13 protein-coding genes are annotated in these 16,652 nt (G+C 57.7%); 5 read left to right on the top strand and 8 right to left on the bottom strand.

Annotated elements, in window-relative coordinates:
- Positions 1–269: 269 nt before the first annotated feature.
- From RZ35_RS13865 to RZ35_RS13855, 3 genes are all read left to right on the top strand, one after another.
- Positions 270–830, top strand: a complete 561-nt coding sequence (locus RZ35_RS13865; RefSeq protein ID WP_026743857.1) for a DNA-3-methyladenine glycosylase I — start codon at positions 270–272, stop codon at positions 828–830.
- A 338-nt stretch (positions 831–1,168) separates the two neighbouring features.
- Complete coding sequence (locus RZ35_RS13860) at positions 1,169–2,440, top strand: nucleoside permease (RefSeq protein WP_026743856.1); 1,272 nt, start codon at positions 1,169–1,171, stop codon at positions 2,438–2,440.
- A gap of 110 nt (positions 2,441–2,550) precedes the next feature.
- A complete protein-coding gene (locus RZ35_RS13855) occupies positions 2,551–3,573 on the top strand; it encodes an ADP-ribosylglycohydrolase family protein (protein ID WP_026743855.1) in 1,023 nt (340 codons plus the stop codon).
- Positions 3,574–3,656: 83 nt separating this feature from the next.
- Here RZ35_RS13855 and RZ35_RS13850 read toward each other — a convergent pair whose 3' ends face one another.
- Positions 3,657–4,400: a GntR family transcriptional regulator gene (locus RZ35_RS13850; protein WP_026743854.1), complete on the bottom strand. Its 744-nt coding sequence runs from the start codon at positions 4,398–4,400 to the stop codon at positions 3,657–3,659.
- A gap of 318 nt (positions 4,401–4,718) precedes the next feature.
- On the opposite strand from RZ35_RS13850, the gene ghrB reads away from it, so the two are divergent.
- Positions 4,719–5,684, top strand: coding sequence for a glyoxylate/hydroxypyruvate reductase GhrB (gene ghrB, locus RZ35_RS13845; RefSeq protein WP_026743853.1), 966 nt, complete (start codon positions 4,719–4,721; stop codon positions 5,682–5,684).
- Between the two features lie 67 nt (positions 5,685–5,751).
- Here ghrB and RZ35_RS13840 read toward each other — a convergent pair whose 3' ends face one another.
- On the bottom strand, positions 5,752–6,960 hold the full coding sequence (locus RZ35_RS13840) for an aldose 1-epimerase family protein (protein ID WP_026743852.1): 1,209 nt from the start codon (positions 6,958–6,960) through the stop codon (positions 5,752–5,754).
- A gap of 391 nt (positions 6,961–7,351) precedes the next feature.
- On the opposite strand from RZ35_RS13840, the gene RZ35_RS13835 reads away from it, so the two are divergent.
- Entirely contained in the window at positions 7,352–8,608 is a 1,257-nt protein-coding gene (locus tag RZ35_RS13835) for a valine--pyruvate transaminase (RefSeq protein WP_026743851.1), read from the top strand.
- Between the two features lie 151 nt (positions 8,609–8,759).
- On the opposite strand, the gene RZ35_RS13830 is transcribed toward RZ35_RS13835, so the two are convergent.
- The 6 genes from RZ35_RS13830 to RZ35_RS13805 form a co-directional block, all read right to left on the bottom strand.
- A complete protein-coding gene (locus RZ35_RS13830; RefSeq protein ID WP_026743850.1) occupies positions 8,760–10,043 on the bottom strand; it encodes a Zn-dependent hydrolase in 1,284 nt (427 codons plus the stop codon).
- A 44-nt stretch (positions 10,044–10,087) separates the two neighbouring features.
- A complete protein-coding gene (gene hydA, locus RZ35_RS13825) occupies positions 10,088–11,539 on the bottom strand; it encodes a dihydropyrimidinase (protein WP_026743849.1) in 1,452 nt (483 codons plus the stop codon).
- Positions 11,540–11,623: 84 nt separating this feature from the next.
- Positions 11,624–12,931, bottom strand: a complete 1,308-nt coding sequence (preA, locus tag RZ35_RS13820) for an NAD-dependent dihydropyrimidine dehydrogenase subunit PreA (RefSeq protein ID WP_026743848.1) — start codon at positions 12,929–12,931, stop codon at positions 11,624–11,626.
- Positions 12,924–14,348, bottom strand: a complete 1,425-nt coding sequence (locus tag RZ35_RS13815) for an NAD(P)-dependent oxidoreductase (protein WP_026743847.1) — start codon at positions 14,346–14,348, stop codon at positions 12,924–12,926. The genes preA and RZ35_RS13815 overlap by 8 nt, the downstream gene beginning before the upstream one ends.
- A gap of 489 nt (positions 14,349–14,837) precedes the next feature.
- Positions 14,838–15,530, bottom strand: a complete 693-nt coding sequence (locus RZ35_RS13810) for a TetR/AcrR family transcriptional regulator (RefSeq protein WP_026743846.1) — start codon at positions 15,528–15,530, stop codon at positions 14,838–14,840.
- Between the two features lie 73 nt (positions 15,531–15,603).
- Positions 15,604–16,611: an ABC transporter substrate-binding protein gene (locus tag RZ35_RS13805; RefSeq protein WP_026743845.1), complete on the bottom strand. Its 1,008-nt coding sequence runs from the start codon at positions 16,609–16,611 to the stop codon at positions 15,604–15,606.
- Positions 16,612–16,652 lie beyond the last annotated feature (41 nt).

The following is a 16,652-nucleotide window of genomic DNA, read 5'->3' as shown; positions in this document are numbered from 1 at the left end:
ATATTGCATGTTCATTATTCATTTACGCTTAAATATTGAATTCCGCCACCACAAATCCCTGCCATCGGGCGTCATCGCTGAACTTTAACGCGGTTTATCTTTACCTTTTGCGATCGGCCCCACAAAGGCATGGTTGCCCATACAGTATTTGGCATGTGATGATACGGCGGTTCACGGGGCATACCGTGCGGCAAGCAGGCGTTATTCACGAGGGGCTGGGGTCATGAATCCATGACGAATGTTAGCGAAAATCAACAGAGGAGCATTCCATGAATCGTTGCGGTTGGGTGACGGCCGNCCCGTTATATGTGGCCTATCATGACGAAGAGTGGGGCAAACCCTGCACCGATTGCGACAAGCTATTCGAAATGCTCTGTCTGGAAGGACAGCAGGCGGGCCTTTCCTGGATAACCATACTAAAAAAGCGCGAACGCTATCGCCACTGCTTTCACCAGTTTGACCCGGTTAAGATTGCCGCCATGAACGAAGACGATATTGCCCAACTCATGCAAGACAAGGGCATTATCCGCAACCGTCTCAAAATCGAGGCGATCATCGCTAACGCCCGGGCGCGTTTAGCGATGGAAGCCCAGGGCGAAAATTTTTCTGACTTCATCTGGTCTTTCGTCAACCACCGCCCTGTGACTCACTTCTACGCAACCCAGGCCGATGTGCCTGCTCAGACGCCCACCTCGGAGAGCCTGTCGAAGGCGCTCAAAAAACGCGGATTCAAATTCATCGGGCCCACAATTTGTTACGCCTACATGCAGGCGGTGGGACTGGTCAACGACCATACGACAGACTGTATTTTCCACACGGGAAAGCGTTAACACGCACCAAGGGCAACGACAGAGGCCATCGCGGCAAAGCCGGACAAGATAAACGGGTCAGTCCCGCAGGGGCGAAATCTCCCTCTTTTGATGTCATACTGACGTGATAATGTAGGTTGAAATAATGCAGGAAAGGATTGCCTCGCATTTTACGGTTTTGCTTATCGCGCTGGCCGCCGCTTTTTTCCTCGGGCCGTCACGCTGTAGGCATGGCTCACATCAGCGGCGGTATCTCAGCCATCGCTGATGTGTGACGACGGGAAGAAATACGGACCAGGAGTGCGTCAGTGCTGGTCCGTATTGGGTGTTTTACGTTAACGACAATAAAGGAATATTGTATGAATAAAACCATGGCTAAACTGGCCTTTATGATGATGATGGAATGGTTCATCTGGGGCGCTTGGTTCGTCACGCTCTGGCCTTTTCTCAATCATCACGGTTTCACTCCCACTCAAATTGCCTGGTGCTACTCCTGCACCGCCATTGCAGCCATCATTTCGCCTATCGTGGTGGGATCGCTGACCGATCGCTTTTTCCCGGCGCAAAAGGTGTTGGCGCTGCTGATGCTGGTCGGGGCGGCCCTCATGTTTTTCACCGCGCAACAAACCCATTTCAACAGCTTCTTTCCGCTGCTGCTGGCCTACTGCCTGACCTATATGCCGACCATCGCGTTAACCAACAGCATCGCGTTTTCCAACGTTGCGGACGTCGAGCGTGACTATCCGCAGATACGCGTCATGGGGACCTTGGGGTGGATTGCCGCGGGCATCGCCTGCGGATTTCTCCCTACGCTGCTGGGCTACGGCGATATCACCGCCACCAAAATACCGCTTCTGATTGCCGCCGCCAGCTCCGCCGTGCTCGGGCTGTTCGCCTTGTGTCTACCGCACACCCCGCCGAAAGGCCACGGAAAACTCAGCCTCTCCGTCATGCTAGGGTTGGATGCGCGCGTGTTGTTGAAAGATCGCAGTTTTCTGGTCTTCTTCATCTGCTCATTCCTGTTCAGCATGCCGCTCTCGTTTTATTACATCTTCGCCAACGGCTATCTCACTGAAATCGGTATGCCGAACGCCACCGGCTGGATGACGCTGGGACAGTTCTCGGAAATCTTTTTCATGCTGGCGCTGCCTTTCTTCATCAAGCGCTTCGGCATCAAATACGTGTTGATTCTGGGTCTGGCGACCGCGCTGCTTCGCTATCTGCTTTTTATTTTCGGCGGCACCGAACAGCTGTTCACCTACGCCCTGCTGTTTATCGGCATCCTGCTCCACGGCGTCAGCTATGACTTTTACTTTGTCACCGCTTACATCTACGTCGATAAAAAGTCGCCGGTCTACATGCGCACGGCGGCGCAGGGGCTGATCACGTTGGGATGCCAGGGAATCGGCAGTCTGTTGGGATATCGGCTGGGGGGACAGCTGATGGAAAAATGGTTCGCCTACCCCGAACCGGTACAGGGTTTGACCTTCCACTGGGCTGGTATCTGGGGTTTTGGCAGCGCCATGATTGCCATCATCTTTATCGCCTTTCTCGCACTGTTCAGAGAGCCTGCGCAAGGCGTTAAACCGGTCGAGATCAAGCAAAGTCAAAATGGGCGGGCAAAACCATGACATAACCCCGCCGTACATTAACATTTAAAGAATTCACAGAAGATAGCGTCTTTCCGCAGNGCGGAAAGACGCTATCCTGTTTTGAACAGGGAGACGCGGAAGGAATAATCATGTCGAATAAAAAAGAAAATCGCATCGCAGGGGCGCTCTACGGCCAGATGCTGGGCGATGCTATGGGTATGCCTTCTGAACTTTGGCCTCGTACGCGCGTCAAGGCACACTTTGGCTGGATAGATCGNTTTTTAGACGGCCCTAAGGACAATATCGTCGCTCGTTACTTTAAAGCCGGCGAGTACACTGACGACACTGCCATGGCACTGGCGTTAGCGGATGCGTTGATTGAATGCCAGGGTGAAGTGGTGCCTGATGCCATTGCCGCGCACATCCTCGCCTGGGCTGACCGGGTGGATGCCTATAGCAAAGTCATGCTTGGACCCAGCTCTAAAATCGCCCTAGCGGCGCTGAAAAATGGACAAGCTATCCGCGATCTGGAAAACAACGGCGTCACTAATGGTTCAGCCATGCGGATCTCGCCGCTAGGATGCGTGGTGCCGGCTCACTCGCTTGATCGCTTTATTACCGAGGTCGAACTCGCTTCCAGCCCGACGCATAAATCCGATGTCGCTATCGCAGGCGCAACCGTCATCGGCTGGGCGGTCTCTCAGGCGGTGGATGGCGTCCGCTGGGAAATGCTGCGCGACCAACTTCCGGCCGTCGCGAGAGCGGCCCAGGAAAAGCGGGTGACAACCTATCATGCGTCTATGGCCGCGCGTATCGAGTTGGCGCTGAGTATTGCCAAAGACTCCGGTGGGACGGAAAGTAAGATGGATCGCATTTACCAGCTGCTGGGCACGACCAGCGATATTCTGGACTCGGTCCCGGCGGCCATCGCCATGCTGGAACTAGCCGGAACGCAGCCCAATCGCTGCGCCGTGCTGTGCGCTAATCTGGGTGGCGATACCGACACAATCGGGGCGATGGCGACCGCGATTTGCGGCGCGCTGCATGGCGTGGAGGCGATCGATCCGCAATGGCGTCATCAACTTGATGACGTCAATCATTGCAATATCAACACTTATGCTCGCCAATTACTGACGCTGCGCTTGCAACGGGAAAAGAGGAAGGACGTTTAAGGGAACATTCGATAGCGGGACGGTCAATCACCGGTCCCGCTATCGGCGTTTATCGACGATGACTCAGATCGTCAGGTTCGTCGTTACTGCTCGGACACGAAGACGTATCGGTCGGCACGACAATGATTAATGCTGAACTCGATAGGTACGCCTGCCCTGTCACAGACCTGCTGTTTGAGCACCAGCATCGGTACGGATGCCTTAATATTCATCACAGAAATGAAGTGCTCATCCGACGCCTTGGCTGTCACCCAGTTACGCGTATGCTGCGGCGAAATATTCTGAGCTTTAAAGTAGGCATAGAGTGAAACCCCGATCTCTTCCGGATCGCCTATCAGCGTGGTAGGGACATAGGATGTCACGATTGAAACGGGTTCGTCTTCGATGAAACGATGGCGTAGCAGGCAATAAACCGGCGTATCCGGCGGTAGCGCCAGCTGTTCCGCCACCTCTTCGTTACACGGCACCACCTTCTTTTCCAGCCACATCGTACCCGGATTTTTACCCTTACCCGTCACCTGACAGCTAAAGCTGGCGGCGCTCCCGATTTGATATTCCATTTGGAAATTGATGTAGGTACCGTATCCCCGCGTCCGCACGACTACGTTACGTGATTCCAGTAGTTTCAATGCGTTGCGTACGGTGATGCGGGAAATGCCTAGCAGACGGCAGAATTCACGTTCGCTGGGTAGAAAATCTCCCTCGCGCAAATCGCCATTTTGAACAGCCTGTTGCAAAGCATCACTGAATTTCACGTAGAGGGGCGTATGGTCCCTCTGCTGTAAACGGTGCTGCAACCGCTCTACCAGGGCTGAATATGTGTCCATTTCTTCCTCCTATATCCATGGNGGATAAAGCGTCATCGACGCTTTCCTTGTTAAATAGTCCCTTGTAACTCAAAAGCTTAGCCATCCAGCCAGCTGTGTATTCCTTGCTTCTCTCCCACCTCCTAACAAATGTAATGCCCTAAAAAATGGGCAAAAGGTCAACCTATTGTAAAACCATGACGAGCGCGGTACTGATCATACGACACTATTTCTTTTAATTTGATTCACTAAATTTGCAGTATTCTTTAAGACTCAGTCCCCTTCTACGGGTTATTTCTCCAATCTTTCGACGATCCCCCGTCATAGCGGAGCTAAATCATGAAACCTGAAATTATCCTATACAGTCGCATCCCCGAAGATTTACACGCTCGCCTGTCGTCTCACTTCACAGTCAATGAGTTTCAGAGCCTTCCACCGACTGGCCACCCGGCCCTGGCAAACGCTGAAGGGCTGATCGGGGCCGGCGGTCAAATCGATCAAGCGTTCCTTTCCCACCTGCCGCGCCTGAGAGCGGTTTCGACCGTCTCTGTCGGGTATGACAATATCGACGTCGCCGCGTTAAATCAAAAAAATGCGCTGCTGATGCACACGCCTACCGTATTGACCGATACCGTGGCGGATACGGTAATCGCCCTCATGCTCATGACCGCCCGGCGTGCACTCGAGTCCGCAGAACGCGTCAAAGCCGGAGAGTGGCAACGCAGCATCGGCAGCGACTGGTTCGGCGTAGATGTTCATCACAAAACAATAGGCATACTGGGCATGGGCCGCATCGGCATGGCGGTCGCGCAACGCGCCCACCTGGGTTTCAACATGCCTGTCCGTTATCACGCCCGCCATCATCATCCTGAAGCCGAACAGCGCTTCAACGCCCAATACAACACGTTAGAGACCTTGCTGGCCGAGTCAGATTTCCTCTGCATCACGCTGCCGCTAACCCCGCAAACTCGCCACCTGCTCAATCGCGAACGACTGGCGAAAATGAAGCCTGGAGCCATCTTGATCAACATCGGGCGTGGTCCCGTCGTCGATGAAGCCGCCCTGATCGACGCGCTGCGTAACGGCCAACTGCGCGGCGCCGGCCTGGACGTCTTCGAAACCGAACCGCTGCCGGCGGACTCGCCGCTGCTGACGCTGCCCAACGTGGTTGCGCTGCCGCATATCGGTTCCGCCACCCACGAAACCCGTTATGCCATGGCCGCCTGTGCAGTGGATAACTTGATTGCCGCGCTGACCAGCGACGTAAAAGAAAACTGCGTCAATCCGCCCTCGTCACGTTCATGACCTGAATGTCCACATCCCCGGCAGCTTTCGCTGACCGGGGATGTCAGAAGAACCAAAACCGCAGAAATTATTCCACCGCCATCGGCGTCTCCGTGACCGCCGTCGGTTGACTCCCCTGGATCTCTTTTACCCGCTGTTCTGTTTTCTGCACCGCATCCGCGTTGCTCAACAAACTATAAGTCAGTTCAAACGTCGTACTTTGCCCAGGTTGCAACTGATTGACGCGACCCATTTTACGCTCGACGGTCACCGGATAGGCATAGCTGGTGCCTGGCTCAATACCAGTCACATAGCCCTGCTTTTCGGTATCCGTATTCTTCCATAGAGACAACACCGGCAGTTGGCGGGTATCGAACGCAATCGATACCCCCTTGTCACCCGCCTTGTTCACGAGTGCCGCCAGCGTCTTGCCATCTTTATCCGCATAAGGGGATACATTAAACACCATCTCATCAAAGTCTTTGGTCGGACCTTGATAGGTCGCCCAATCTTTAAGACCGGGCTTTGCATAGTCGTTGAAAGGAGAGATCTCTTTAACCGGCGCGACAAAGCGAGCGCCCTGTTCGAGAATCGGCTTGCCGAAGTTGCTGTGATAGATAATTTGGTAGTCGCGCGGATAATCCGCCTTATTGGTCAACACATCATGGATAGTAAACGACTCACTGCCGGGAACATAACGCAGTTCAGTCCATGTCTCCAGATTGGATTTCTTGAAGCTGTTTTCTTTCAGCAGGCCGCGTATAACAATCGTATGCGGCGCCTTGTCGTCGATGTCCACCACCACCTTGGATGCGGGCGTATTGCCTGCGCGACCGTGCAGGGTATACAGCATGCCGTCGCTGGTCACCGGGTGGCCGGTCCATTCATAACCGCAGCGCNCCATCATTTCATTAAAACCTTCAAGCCACCCCAATCCGTTGCGGCTTTCCAGCGTGATTGTATTCGGGTTGACGACCTCATCGACCGGCGAATCCCACCCAAGGCGGATATTTTTGCCCGTCACATGCAGCAAATCCATACCGCGCGTCGGGCTTAGCGTAATTTGCAGTCCGTCAGGGCTGGTGATAGTGATAATTTTACTGCCCTCCTGACGCCCTCCGTGCAGCACTTTCTGCTCAATGCTGAAAGCCGAACCCTTCCCCTTCAGCGTATCACTACCGACCTTCCAGTTGCCCTTTTCGACGTTAGCTTCAGCATCAGTCAGCACAAACGTTTGCGCGGAAATCTGCCAGGACACCAACGCCAGGGACACGCCCAAAGCCAATAACTTTTTCATGCTATGCATCCTCAGTGGCTGAATTGATTTAGCTCTTACCAGTGAAGACTACAAATGCCGAACCGGCCAAAATGTGATTGCTATCACTGCGTGTCGTTATGCCGTTTTTTTGGCATGGATTTGCCGAAGGAGTCACAGAATTGTTAAGTGTTTTTGAATTTTTTGCACTAAAAGTGGGAGGTGAAACCGATCGTTGCTGACGCGGTTTCAGCCTCCAGCATCACACTCAGGAACGACCACAAAGCTAAATTAAACGCGACGATATTTTATGCTGCCATAAGAAATATCACTGGAATAAACGAAGAAAGCGATATGCATCCCGCGTTGCACCGGGATAATACACGGGGTAAGGTGGCGGCCTCATTCGTGTTTCAGCATTTATTGACAAGCTATGAACTTTTCCGTCTTTGGCAACAAATTCACCCGCCGCTCCGGTATTACTCAACTGATGGACGACCTGAACAATGGGCTGCGCACGCCCGGCGCCATCATGCTTGGCGGCGGAAACCCCGCACATATTCCGGCCATGGATGACTACTTCAAATCCCTGTGCGGCGACCTGCTGGAACAGGGCAGACTGACCGATGCGCTATGCAACTATGATGGCCCGCAGGGAAAAGATACGTTCCTGAATGCGCTGGCCGACCTGCTGCGCGAGACGTTGGGGTGGGAGATAGGCCCACAGAATATTGCTCTGACAAATGGCAGTCAGAGTGCATTTTTCCACTTATTTAATCTCTTTGGCGGACAAAAAAGCGACGGCAGCCGCAGCAAGGTGATGTTTCCGCTGGCGCCGGAGTATATCGGCTACGCCGATTCCGGCCTGGACGAAGACATGTTCGTCTCAGTGCGCCCGCAGATAGAGCTGCTNCCGGAAGGCCAGTTCAAATACCACGTCGATTTCGAACAGCTGCATATTACCGACGATATTGGGGCGATCTGCGTCTCACGCCCGACCAACCCGACCGGCAATGTGCTGACCGACGACGAACTGCGTCAGTTGGACGCGATGGCCCGCCAGCATGAAATCCCGCTGATTATCGACAACGCCTACGGCGTCCCGTTTCCCGGCATCATCTTCAGCGACGCCACGCCGCTATGGAACCAGAATATCATTCTGTGCATGAGCCTCTCCAAACTGGGCCTGCCCGGCTCGCGCTGCGGTATCGTCATCGCGGCCGAAGAGGTGATTGAAGCGATGAGCAATATGAACGGCATCATCAACCTGGCGCCCGGCTCTATCGGCCCCGCCATCGCGCATGAAATGATCCAGCGCGGCGACCTGCTAAGNCTGTCTAACGACGTCGTGCGTCCGTTTTATCAACAGCGCGTTAAGCACACCATCGAGATTATCCGCCGTTATCTGCCGGAGGATCGCTGTCTGATCCACAAGCCGGAAGGGGCGATTTTCCTGTGGCTGTGGTTCAAAGATTTGCCCATCACCACCGAGTCGCTGTATCAGAGATTGAAGCAACGCGGCGTGTTGATGGTTCCCGGCCACCNCTTCTTCCCCGGACTGGCGCAGGAGTGGCCGCACGCTTACCAGTGTCTGCGCATGAACTATGTGCCGGAGCCGGAGAAGATTGAGCAGGGGATCGCGGTTCTGGCGGAAGAAGTAGAACGCGCCATGCAGGAAACGGTGGTGTAAATACGCGCGCGCTCGGCGCTGTCGCCGGGTTGCGTCACGTGCGTCATCACGCGTATTGCAGAGCACGTTCGCATATACTCGCCATCCAGGCGCCCGTTCAGCCCACAGGCTCTCGCCGCCGTGGGCTGAATCTTTTATGCCGCGCCGACGCTTAACCGCGCCCTGCAACGCCCGCCGTCTCCAGCACCGCATGCAAGAGCACATTAGCGCCCGCCGTCACCTGCTCAGGCGAAGAGTATTCGATTTCGTTGTGGCTGATACCGTCCTTGCACGGGATGAAAATCATGCCCGTCGGCGCCAGCATACTCATGTAAACCGCGTCGTGGCCCGCGCCGGNCACGATATCCATATGCGAATAGCCCAGCGCCTGCGCCGCACGCCGTNCCGCGTCTTTACATTCCGGATGGAACGGCGCGGCGGGATAATCCGAGACCTGCGTCAGCTGAATATCCAGACCGGTTTCCGTCATCAGGCTCTCGATATAGGCTTTTAGCGCCTCATCCATCTGCGCCACCGATGCATCGTCAATATTGCGGAAATCGATGGAAAACTTCACGCTGCCGGGCACCACATTACGGCTGNTGGGATGCACCTGCACCATCCCGACCGTGCCGCGGCCGTGNGGCGAGAAGCGGTCGGCGATGTTGATCACCTCCTGCATGATGCGCGTGGCAACCTGCAACGCATCTTTGCGCATCGCCATCGGCGTCGGCCCCGCGTGAGACTCCATGCCCGTCACCACGCAGTCATACCAGCGAATCCCCAGCACCGCCTGCACGACGCCGATGTCGATGTCTTGATCCTCAAGAATCGGCCCCTGTTCGATATGCGCTTCAAAGTAGGCGCCGATGGGATGATCGCCCGGCGTTTGCGGCCCGACGTAGCCGATTTTCTCCAGCTCGTCCTTGACCGTCTTGCCGTCCACGTCCGTGGCGGCATAAGCGTATTCCAGCGGGAATACCCCGGCAAACACCCCTGACCCCATCATGACCGGCACGAAGCGGGAGCCTTCTTCGTTGGTCCAGGACACCACCTCGACCGGCGCTTCGGTTTCAATTTTCTGATCGTTCAGCGTGCGAATGACCTCCAGCGCAGACAGCACGCCGAAGTTGCCGTCGAACTTGCCGCCGGTCGGCTGAGTATCGATATGGCTGCCGGCGACAATCGGCGGCAGCGCGTTATTGCGTCCGGGACGGCGCATAAAGACGTTGCCGATGTTATCCACCACCACCGACAGTCCGGCGTCCTTGCCCCAGCTCACCAGCAGATCGCGGCCTTGCCGGTCGAGGTCGGTCAGCGTCAGACGGCACACGCCGCCTTTCGGGGTTGCGCCAATCTGCGCCAGTTCCATCAATGATTCCCACAGGCGTTCGCCGTTGACCCGCATGTCGGCCGTCGTCACGGTGTCCGCTACCGTAAATATGTCATTACTCATCGTCGCTTCCTCACGGTCAATGCTTCACTGTTTCTGTTCAGCCGTTAGCGCTGAACGCTCTGCGGCGCGCGGGCTTTTTCCCATGCGGCGGCCGCGCTGAAGTCCGGACCCAATGCCGGACGCTTGATGTAACGACCGGCCCCTTCCTGCGCCCGCAGGTCGCCATCGGCCCAGACCACAACGCCCTGGCTGATGGTGTACGCCGGTATCCCGGTCACCGTGCGCCCTTCAAACACGTTGAAATCGTTGCGGGAGTGATGGGTCTTGGCGGAGAGCGTTTTGCTGCCGTTCGGGTCCCACAGCACCAGATCGGCATCCGCGCCCGTCGTCACACAGCCTTTACGCGGATAGAGATTGAACAGCCGCGCGGTGTTGGCGGAGGTGACGGCCACGAATTCGCTGGGCGTCAGACGCCCGCTGTTAACACCGCCGTCCCACACCACCGCCATACGCTCTTCCACGCCGCCGCAGCCGTTGGGGATCTTGGTAAAATCGCCGCCGTCCGCCGCTTTCTGGCTGGCGCAAAACGTACAGTGATCCGTCGCCGTCGTGTGCAGTTGGCCGGATTGCAAGCCGCGCCACAGCGCCTCCTGGTGGCCTTTGGGGCGAAACGGCGGACTCATGACGTGCGCCGCCGCCTTGCGAATGTCCGGGTCGCGGTACACGCTGTCGTCGATCGTCAGGTGACCGGCCAGCACCTCGCCGTAGACCCGCTGACCTCGTGCGCGGGCGCGGGCAATGACCTCCGCCGACTCCTGGCAGGAAACATGCACCACGTAAATCGGCACGCCCAGCACGTTGGCGATGGTAATAGCGCGATTGGCGGCTTCACCCTCGACCTCCGGCGGTCGCGACAGAGGGTGTCCTTCCGGCCCGACAATCCCTTGCGACAAGACCTGCTGTTGCAACAGATGCACCATCTCGCCGTTTTCGGCGTGCACCGTCGGCATCGCCCCCAGTTCCAGCGCGCGGCGAAAACTGTTCATCAACGTTTCGTCGTCGCACATGATGGCGTTCTTATAGGCCATAAAGTGCTTGAAGCTGTTCACGCCCTCTTCCCGCACCAGCGTACCCATATCCCGGCGCACGCTTTCGTCCCACCAGGTGATCGCCACGTGGAAGCTATAGTCGGCCGCCGATTTTTCCGCCCAGCCGCGCCACTGACGGTAGGCTTCCATCAGCGACTGTTGGGGATTCGGGATCACAAAGTCGATGATGGTGGTCGTACCGCCCGCCAGCGCCGCCGCCGTGCCGCTGTAAAAATCATCCACCGTGACGGTGCCCATAAATGGGAAATTCATGTGCGTATGCGGGTCGATGCCCCCCGGCATGACGTACAGGCCGCCAGCGTCCACCACCTCGGCACCCGCCGGCACATCGAATTGGGCCGCATCGCCCACGGCCGCAATCNCGCCGTCGACGCACAGGACGTCGGCGCGGAACTGGCGGTCGGCATTGACGACGGTGCCGCCTTTAATCAACAGAGTGTGACTCATCGTTATCTCCCTCTTTTTCGCCGGTGATCGCACCCGCTCGCCGCGGAAGCCGCCNCCGTCAGTGATGAAAACGCGCGCGGCGGGTCAGAGCGCCTCGGTCGCCATCGGATTATTGGGATGCGTGGTCCAGTTGGCGTATTGCTCGCTGACGACGTGGCCGGTTCGCTCATCCACCTCGCCGGGCGCCAGGCTGCGCAGCGTGATGCACCCTTCCACCGGACAAATAGAGACGCACAGGTTGCAGCCCACGCAGTCTGCCTCTTTGACTTCAAAATGGCGTTCGCCCTCTTTCGTGTGGGTGATGGCCTGATGGGAGGTATCTTCACAGGCCAGATGGCAGCGCCCGCACTTGATGCACTTCGACTGATCAATCACCGCCTTGTCGACGTGGTTCAAATTGAGATAGCGCCAGTCCGTGACGCTGCTCACGGCGCGTCCGCGGAAGTCCTCCAGCGTGCGGTAGCCCTTCTCATCCATGAAGTGGCTTAACCCGTTGATCATGTCGCGCACGATTGGGAAGCCGTGCACCATGACCGCCGTACACACCTGCACCGTGCCGCAGCCCAGCGAGATGAATTCGGCGGCGTCGCGCCAGGTGGAAATGCCGCCGATGCCGGAGAGGGGTAATCCCACGGTGTCCGGATCGCGGGCGATTTCCGCCACCATGTTGAGCGCAATCGGCTTTACCGCCGGGCCGCAATAGCCGCCGTGTGAGCCTTTGCCGCCGGTGTTGGGGTGAATACTCATCTGATCGAGGTCCACCCCTATCACCGAATTGATGGTATTAATCAACGATACCGCATCAGCGCCGCCGCGCCGGGCCGCGCGAGCCGGATAGCGGATATCGGTAATGTTGGGCGTCAGTTTGACGAGGGTCGGCAGGCTACAGTACTGCTTGCACCAACGCGTCACCTGCTCGATGTACTCCGGCACCTGCCCCACCGCGGCCCCCATGCCGCGCTCGCTCATGCCGTGCGGGCAACCGAAGTTCAGCTCAATGCCGTCTGCGCCGGTTTGCTCCACCAGCGGCAGGATATATTTCCAGGACGCTTCTTCGCACGGCACCATAATCGACACAATCACGGCGCGATCCGGCCAGTTGCGCTTCACACGGGCGATCTCTTCCAGATTGACGTGCAGCGAGCGATCGGTGATCAGCTCGATGTTATTCAGGCCGAGCNCCCGCCGGTCGGCCCCCAGCAAGGTGCCGTAGCGCGGGCCGCTGACGTTGACCACATGCGGGTCGATACCCAGCGTTTTCCACACCACGCCGCCCCAGCCGGCTTCGAACGCCCGCGCCACGTTGTACTCTTTGTCCGTCGGCGGCGCGGACGCCAGCCAGAAAGGATTCGGNCTTTTGATGCCCAGGAATTCGGTACTGAGATCAGCCATGCGCGCACCCCCGGTCCAGCAATACAGAAATCGATGCGTCGTTGACGACCTGGCGCCCCGACACGGTTAAGGCCAAATCGATATCGCGGGCGGCGATTTTGCCCTGCCGTACCGCATCCACCGTCAGATCCAGTCCGCCCGCGCAGCAGTCGCCGCCCGCCCAGACGCCCGGTAGGGACGTTCGCCCCGCGTCATCCGTCGCGATGCGCCGATCTATGAGCCGAATAGCGTCACCGGCGGGCGCCGGGTCGTAGGTCTGCCCGATCGCCTTCAGGACCATGTCCGCGGGCAGCGTATAGGTTTCCCCGCTGGCGACGAGCTTGCCGTCTTCCCGTTGCATCACGGTGAACGACACGCCCGTCACCACGCCGTTTTCACCGTGGATAGCCTGCGGCGCAGACCAGAAACGCAGGGTGACGCCGCACTGTTTGGCCCACGCCTGTTCGTGGGGCGAGGCTTTCATCTCCGCCTCGCTGCGGCGGTAGACCAGCGTGACCTCGCGAGCGCCCAGCTTTTTGGCCTGCACCGCCGCATCGACGGCGGTCATCCCGCCGCCAATCACCACCACCTCACGGCCAACGGGCACCCGGCTGAAATCGGCGGCCTGACGCAGCTCCGCAATAAAGTCGACCGCTTCCCGCACGCCAGACAGCGGCGTTTCTTGGATACCCAGCGCATTAACGCCCGCAAGCCCCATGCCAAGGAACACCGCATCGAACCCGGCGCGCAGCTGCTCCAGCGTCATGTCGCGACCCAGCCGCTGGCCGAGACGCAGCTCAATGCCGCCGACGGACAGCAGCCAGGCGATCTCTTTCTGGGCGAAGTCGTCGGTCGTCTTGTACGCCGCCAACCCGTATTCGTTCAGGCCGCCGGGTTTGGGCCGGGCGTCGAAGATCACCACGTGATGACCGCTCACCGCCAGCCGATGGGCGACGGTCAATCCGGCCGGTCCCGCCCCCACCACCGCGACTTTTTTGCCAGTGGCGGCGGCGCGCATAAATAGCGGCCGCCCCGGATTGGCGAAGTAGGCGTCGGTCGCGAAGCGTTGCAGCAGACCGATTTTCACCGGTTTGCCGTCCTGATCGTGGCGCACGCATGCCTGTTCGCACAGCGTCTCCGTCGGACAGACCCGGGCGCACATGCCGCCCAGCACGTTCTCACGCAAAATGGCCTCGGCGGCCCCACGCACGTTGTCCTGCGCGATGCGGTGAATGAAACTCGGTACGTCGATATCCGCCGGACATGAGCGCGTGCAGGGCGCGTCGAAGCAGTAGTAACAGCGGTCCGCTTCAATCACGGCCTGAGTGGCGGTCAGCGGCGGTGCGCTGTCGCCAAACTGGCGAGCGTACTCCTCCCGCCTGAGCCGTTCAGCTCGGATGCCGGGGGTATTTACCCCCACAGGGGTCTGGTTTTTCATGCGTCGAACTCCTCTGTCCAATCCCTGTCGGAAACAGGGGCGTGCAATGTTCTAAGCTGGCGCGCGCTATCGCCGGGTTGCCTCGTGATCGTCATGACCCTTGAGAGAACAGAGCGGCGTCGCTGGCGCGCCACGGCGCGAGAATAAATCCTGACCAACTGGTTAGGTTTTCTAAATAAATGATGCGATTTATGTGCCAGCTTTTGCCCAAGAGGCTAATCCGTGCAAAACAAGGGGTTATCAAGCCATAACTTTTCACGATGGCGACTTGATCGTCTCTATTTGGTGCATTTACCCCCTTTTTTGCAGCAAAAGNGGTCAACTACGATCTTTCGGGGGGGGCAATTAAACGAAGAGCGTGGGAAGGTTACAAAAAGCGATGTTCGTGGAAAATAACGACAGGTTGACGGCAACGCATCGACCCGTCCAGCACAGGGTATTCAGCGAAGTGTTTTTAATCTGCAAAACTGCTGCAAAAGAAGGACAGCACTAGGCCTCCAGCCCGCAGATGCGAAATACGCAGCTCAGCACATGATCGGTGGCGCGCTGCTGCGCGGCGGCAGATCCCACGTTTTCGCCCATCACGGCGGCGATCTGCACCGAGAAATCCGCGTAGGTCTGCGTCATCGACCAGACGGAGAAAAAGAAGNGACGGGCATCCAGCGACTTCATACGCCCGGCGGCGATCCAGCCTTCCAGCACCGCCGCTTTCTCGTCCACCAACTGGCGCAGCTCCGTCTGCAAACGCGCCTGCACCCTCGGTGCGCCCTGCAAGATTTCGTTGGCGAACAGCCGCGACGCCTCGGGATGTTCAAAACTAAAGCGAATCTTATGAATTATGTAGTGTTCAATCGCCGTTTTCGGATCGGCCTGCGGGTGAAAATCATCCAACGGCGCCAGCCAGTCATGCAGCGTGCCATCCAGCACTCTGTCATACAGCGTTTCTTTGTTGCCGAAGTAGTAGTGCAGGTTGGCCTTGGGCAAACCCGCCGCCTCGGCAATCAGCGACATCGTGGCCCCTTTGAAGCCAAAGCGCGCGAAGATCCGCTCCGCCGCCTGCAAAATGATGGCCTCATTATCCTGCCGGATGCGCCCTTTTTCCGTGTCTTCGCCGCGTTCGGCGATTCGCGACCCTATCGGACGCGAGGAGGTGTGTTCGTCTGACACTTTACTGTTCCACATCATTCACGTTCCCACGGCTATACTGCAACGACCGCCATCCCTGGCGGCGACAATCCGTCCTGAGTCACCTTCGCTATTTCGCCGCGGCGTCCCACACGACATGGCTCATGGCGGCATCGCCCGGATCTTTTTTGATGACCGGCGTGCCGCCGCTGTTGAGCAGCACGTCCNCCGTACGGCGATAGGCCGCCGGGTCGAGGTAGCCGATTTGCGGTGTGTTGGCATGCGTGATCAGCTTGGCGACGTTCTCCATCTGACGCTGTTGCGCTTCTACCGTGGCCGCGCCCGACGCATCCTGCTCGACGATAATCTCCGCCGCTTCCTGCGGATGAGATACCGCGTAGTTCCAGCCCTGGTACGATGCCTTCAGGAATTTGGCCATTTTGGCGACGAACGCCGGATCGCCGAGGCTCGGTCCCAGTACGTACAGGCCATCCTCCAGCGTGGAAACGCCCTGATCCTCATACGGGAACGTGACCAGATCGTCCGGTTTCATGCCCGCGTCAATCAGCTGCCCGTACTCGTTATAGTTCATGGTGGAAATGCAGGCCGCCTGATTTTGCAGCAGCGGATCGACATTAAACCCTTGTTTCAGGACCTTGATATCCACATCGGGCTTGTAGCCCAGCTTGTTCATCCAGTTAAAGAACGGGTACTCGTTGCCGCCGAACCAGACGCCCAGCGTTTTCCCCTTTAGATCGGCCGGCGTGCTCACGCCGCTCGATTTTTTGCAGGTCAGCATCATGCCGGAGCGGTCGAATATCTGCGCGATGTTGACCAGCGGCACGCCCGCTTCACGCGCCGCCAGCGCATCCGGCATCCAGTTGACGATCACGTCCGCCGACTTGCCGGCGATCACCTGCACCGGCGAGATATCCGTACCGCCGGCTTTGATGACCACATCCAGCCCTTCATCCTGGTAGTAGCCCTTCTCCTGCGCAACGTAGTAACCCGCAAACTGCGCCTGCGGCACCCACTTCAGCTGGAGCGTGACTTTCTCGGCGGCATACGCCGACAAANAGCCGCATAGAGACAATGCGGTCAACCACAGTCCACGACGAATAGCAGAACGTTTGATCATCAGAGGTATCCTCAGCGTTAAGTGAACACACAGCGGCCGCA

This window comes from Lonsdalea quercina subsp. quercina, from assembly GCF_000688655.1.
In the GTDB taxonomy this organism is placed as follows: domain Bacteria; phylum Pseudomonadota; class Gammaproteobacteria; order Enterobacterales; family Enterobacteriaceae; genus Lonsdalea; species Lonsdalea quercina.
Note: the sequence above shows the minus strand (reverse complement) of the source record. Positions and strands in the feature narration are given on the sequence as shown.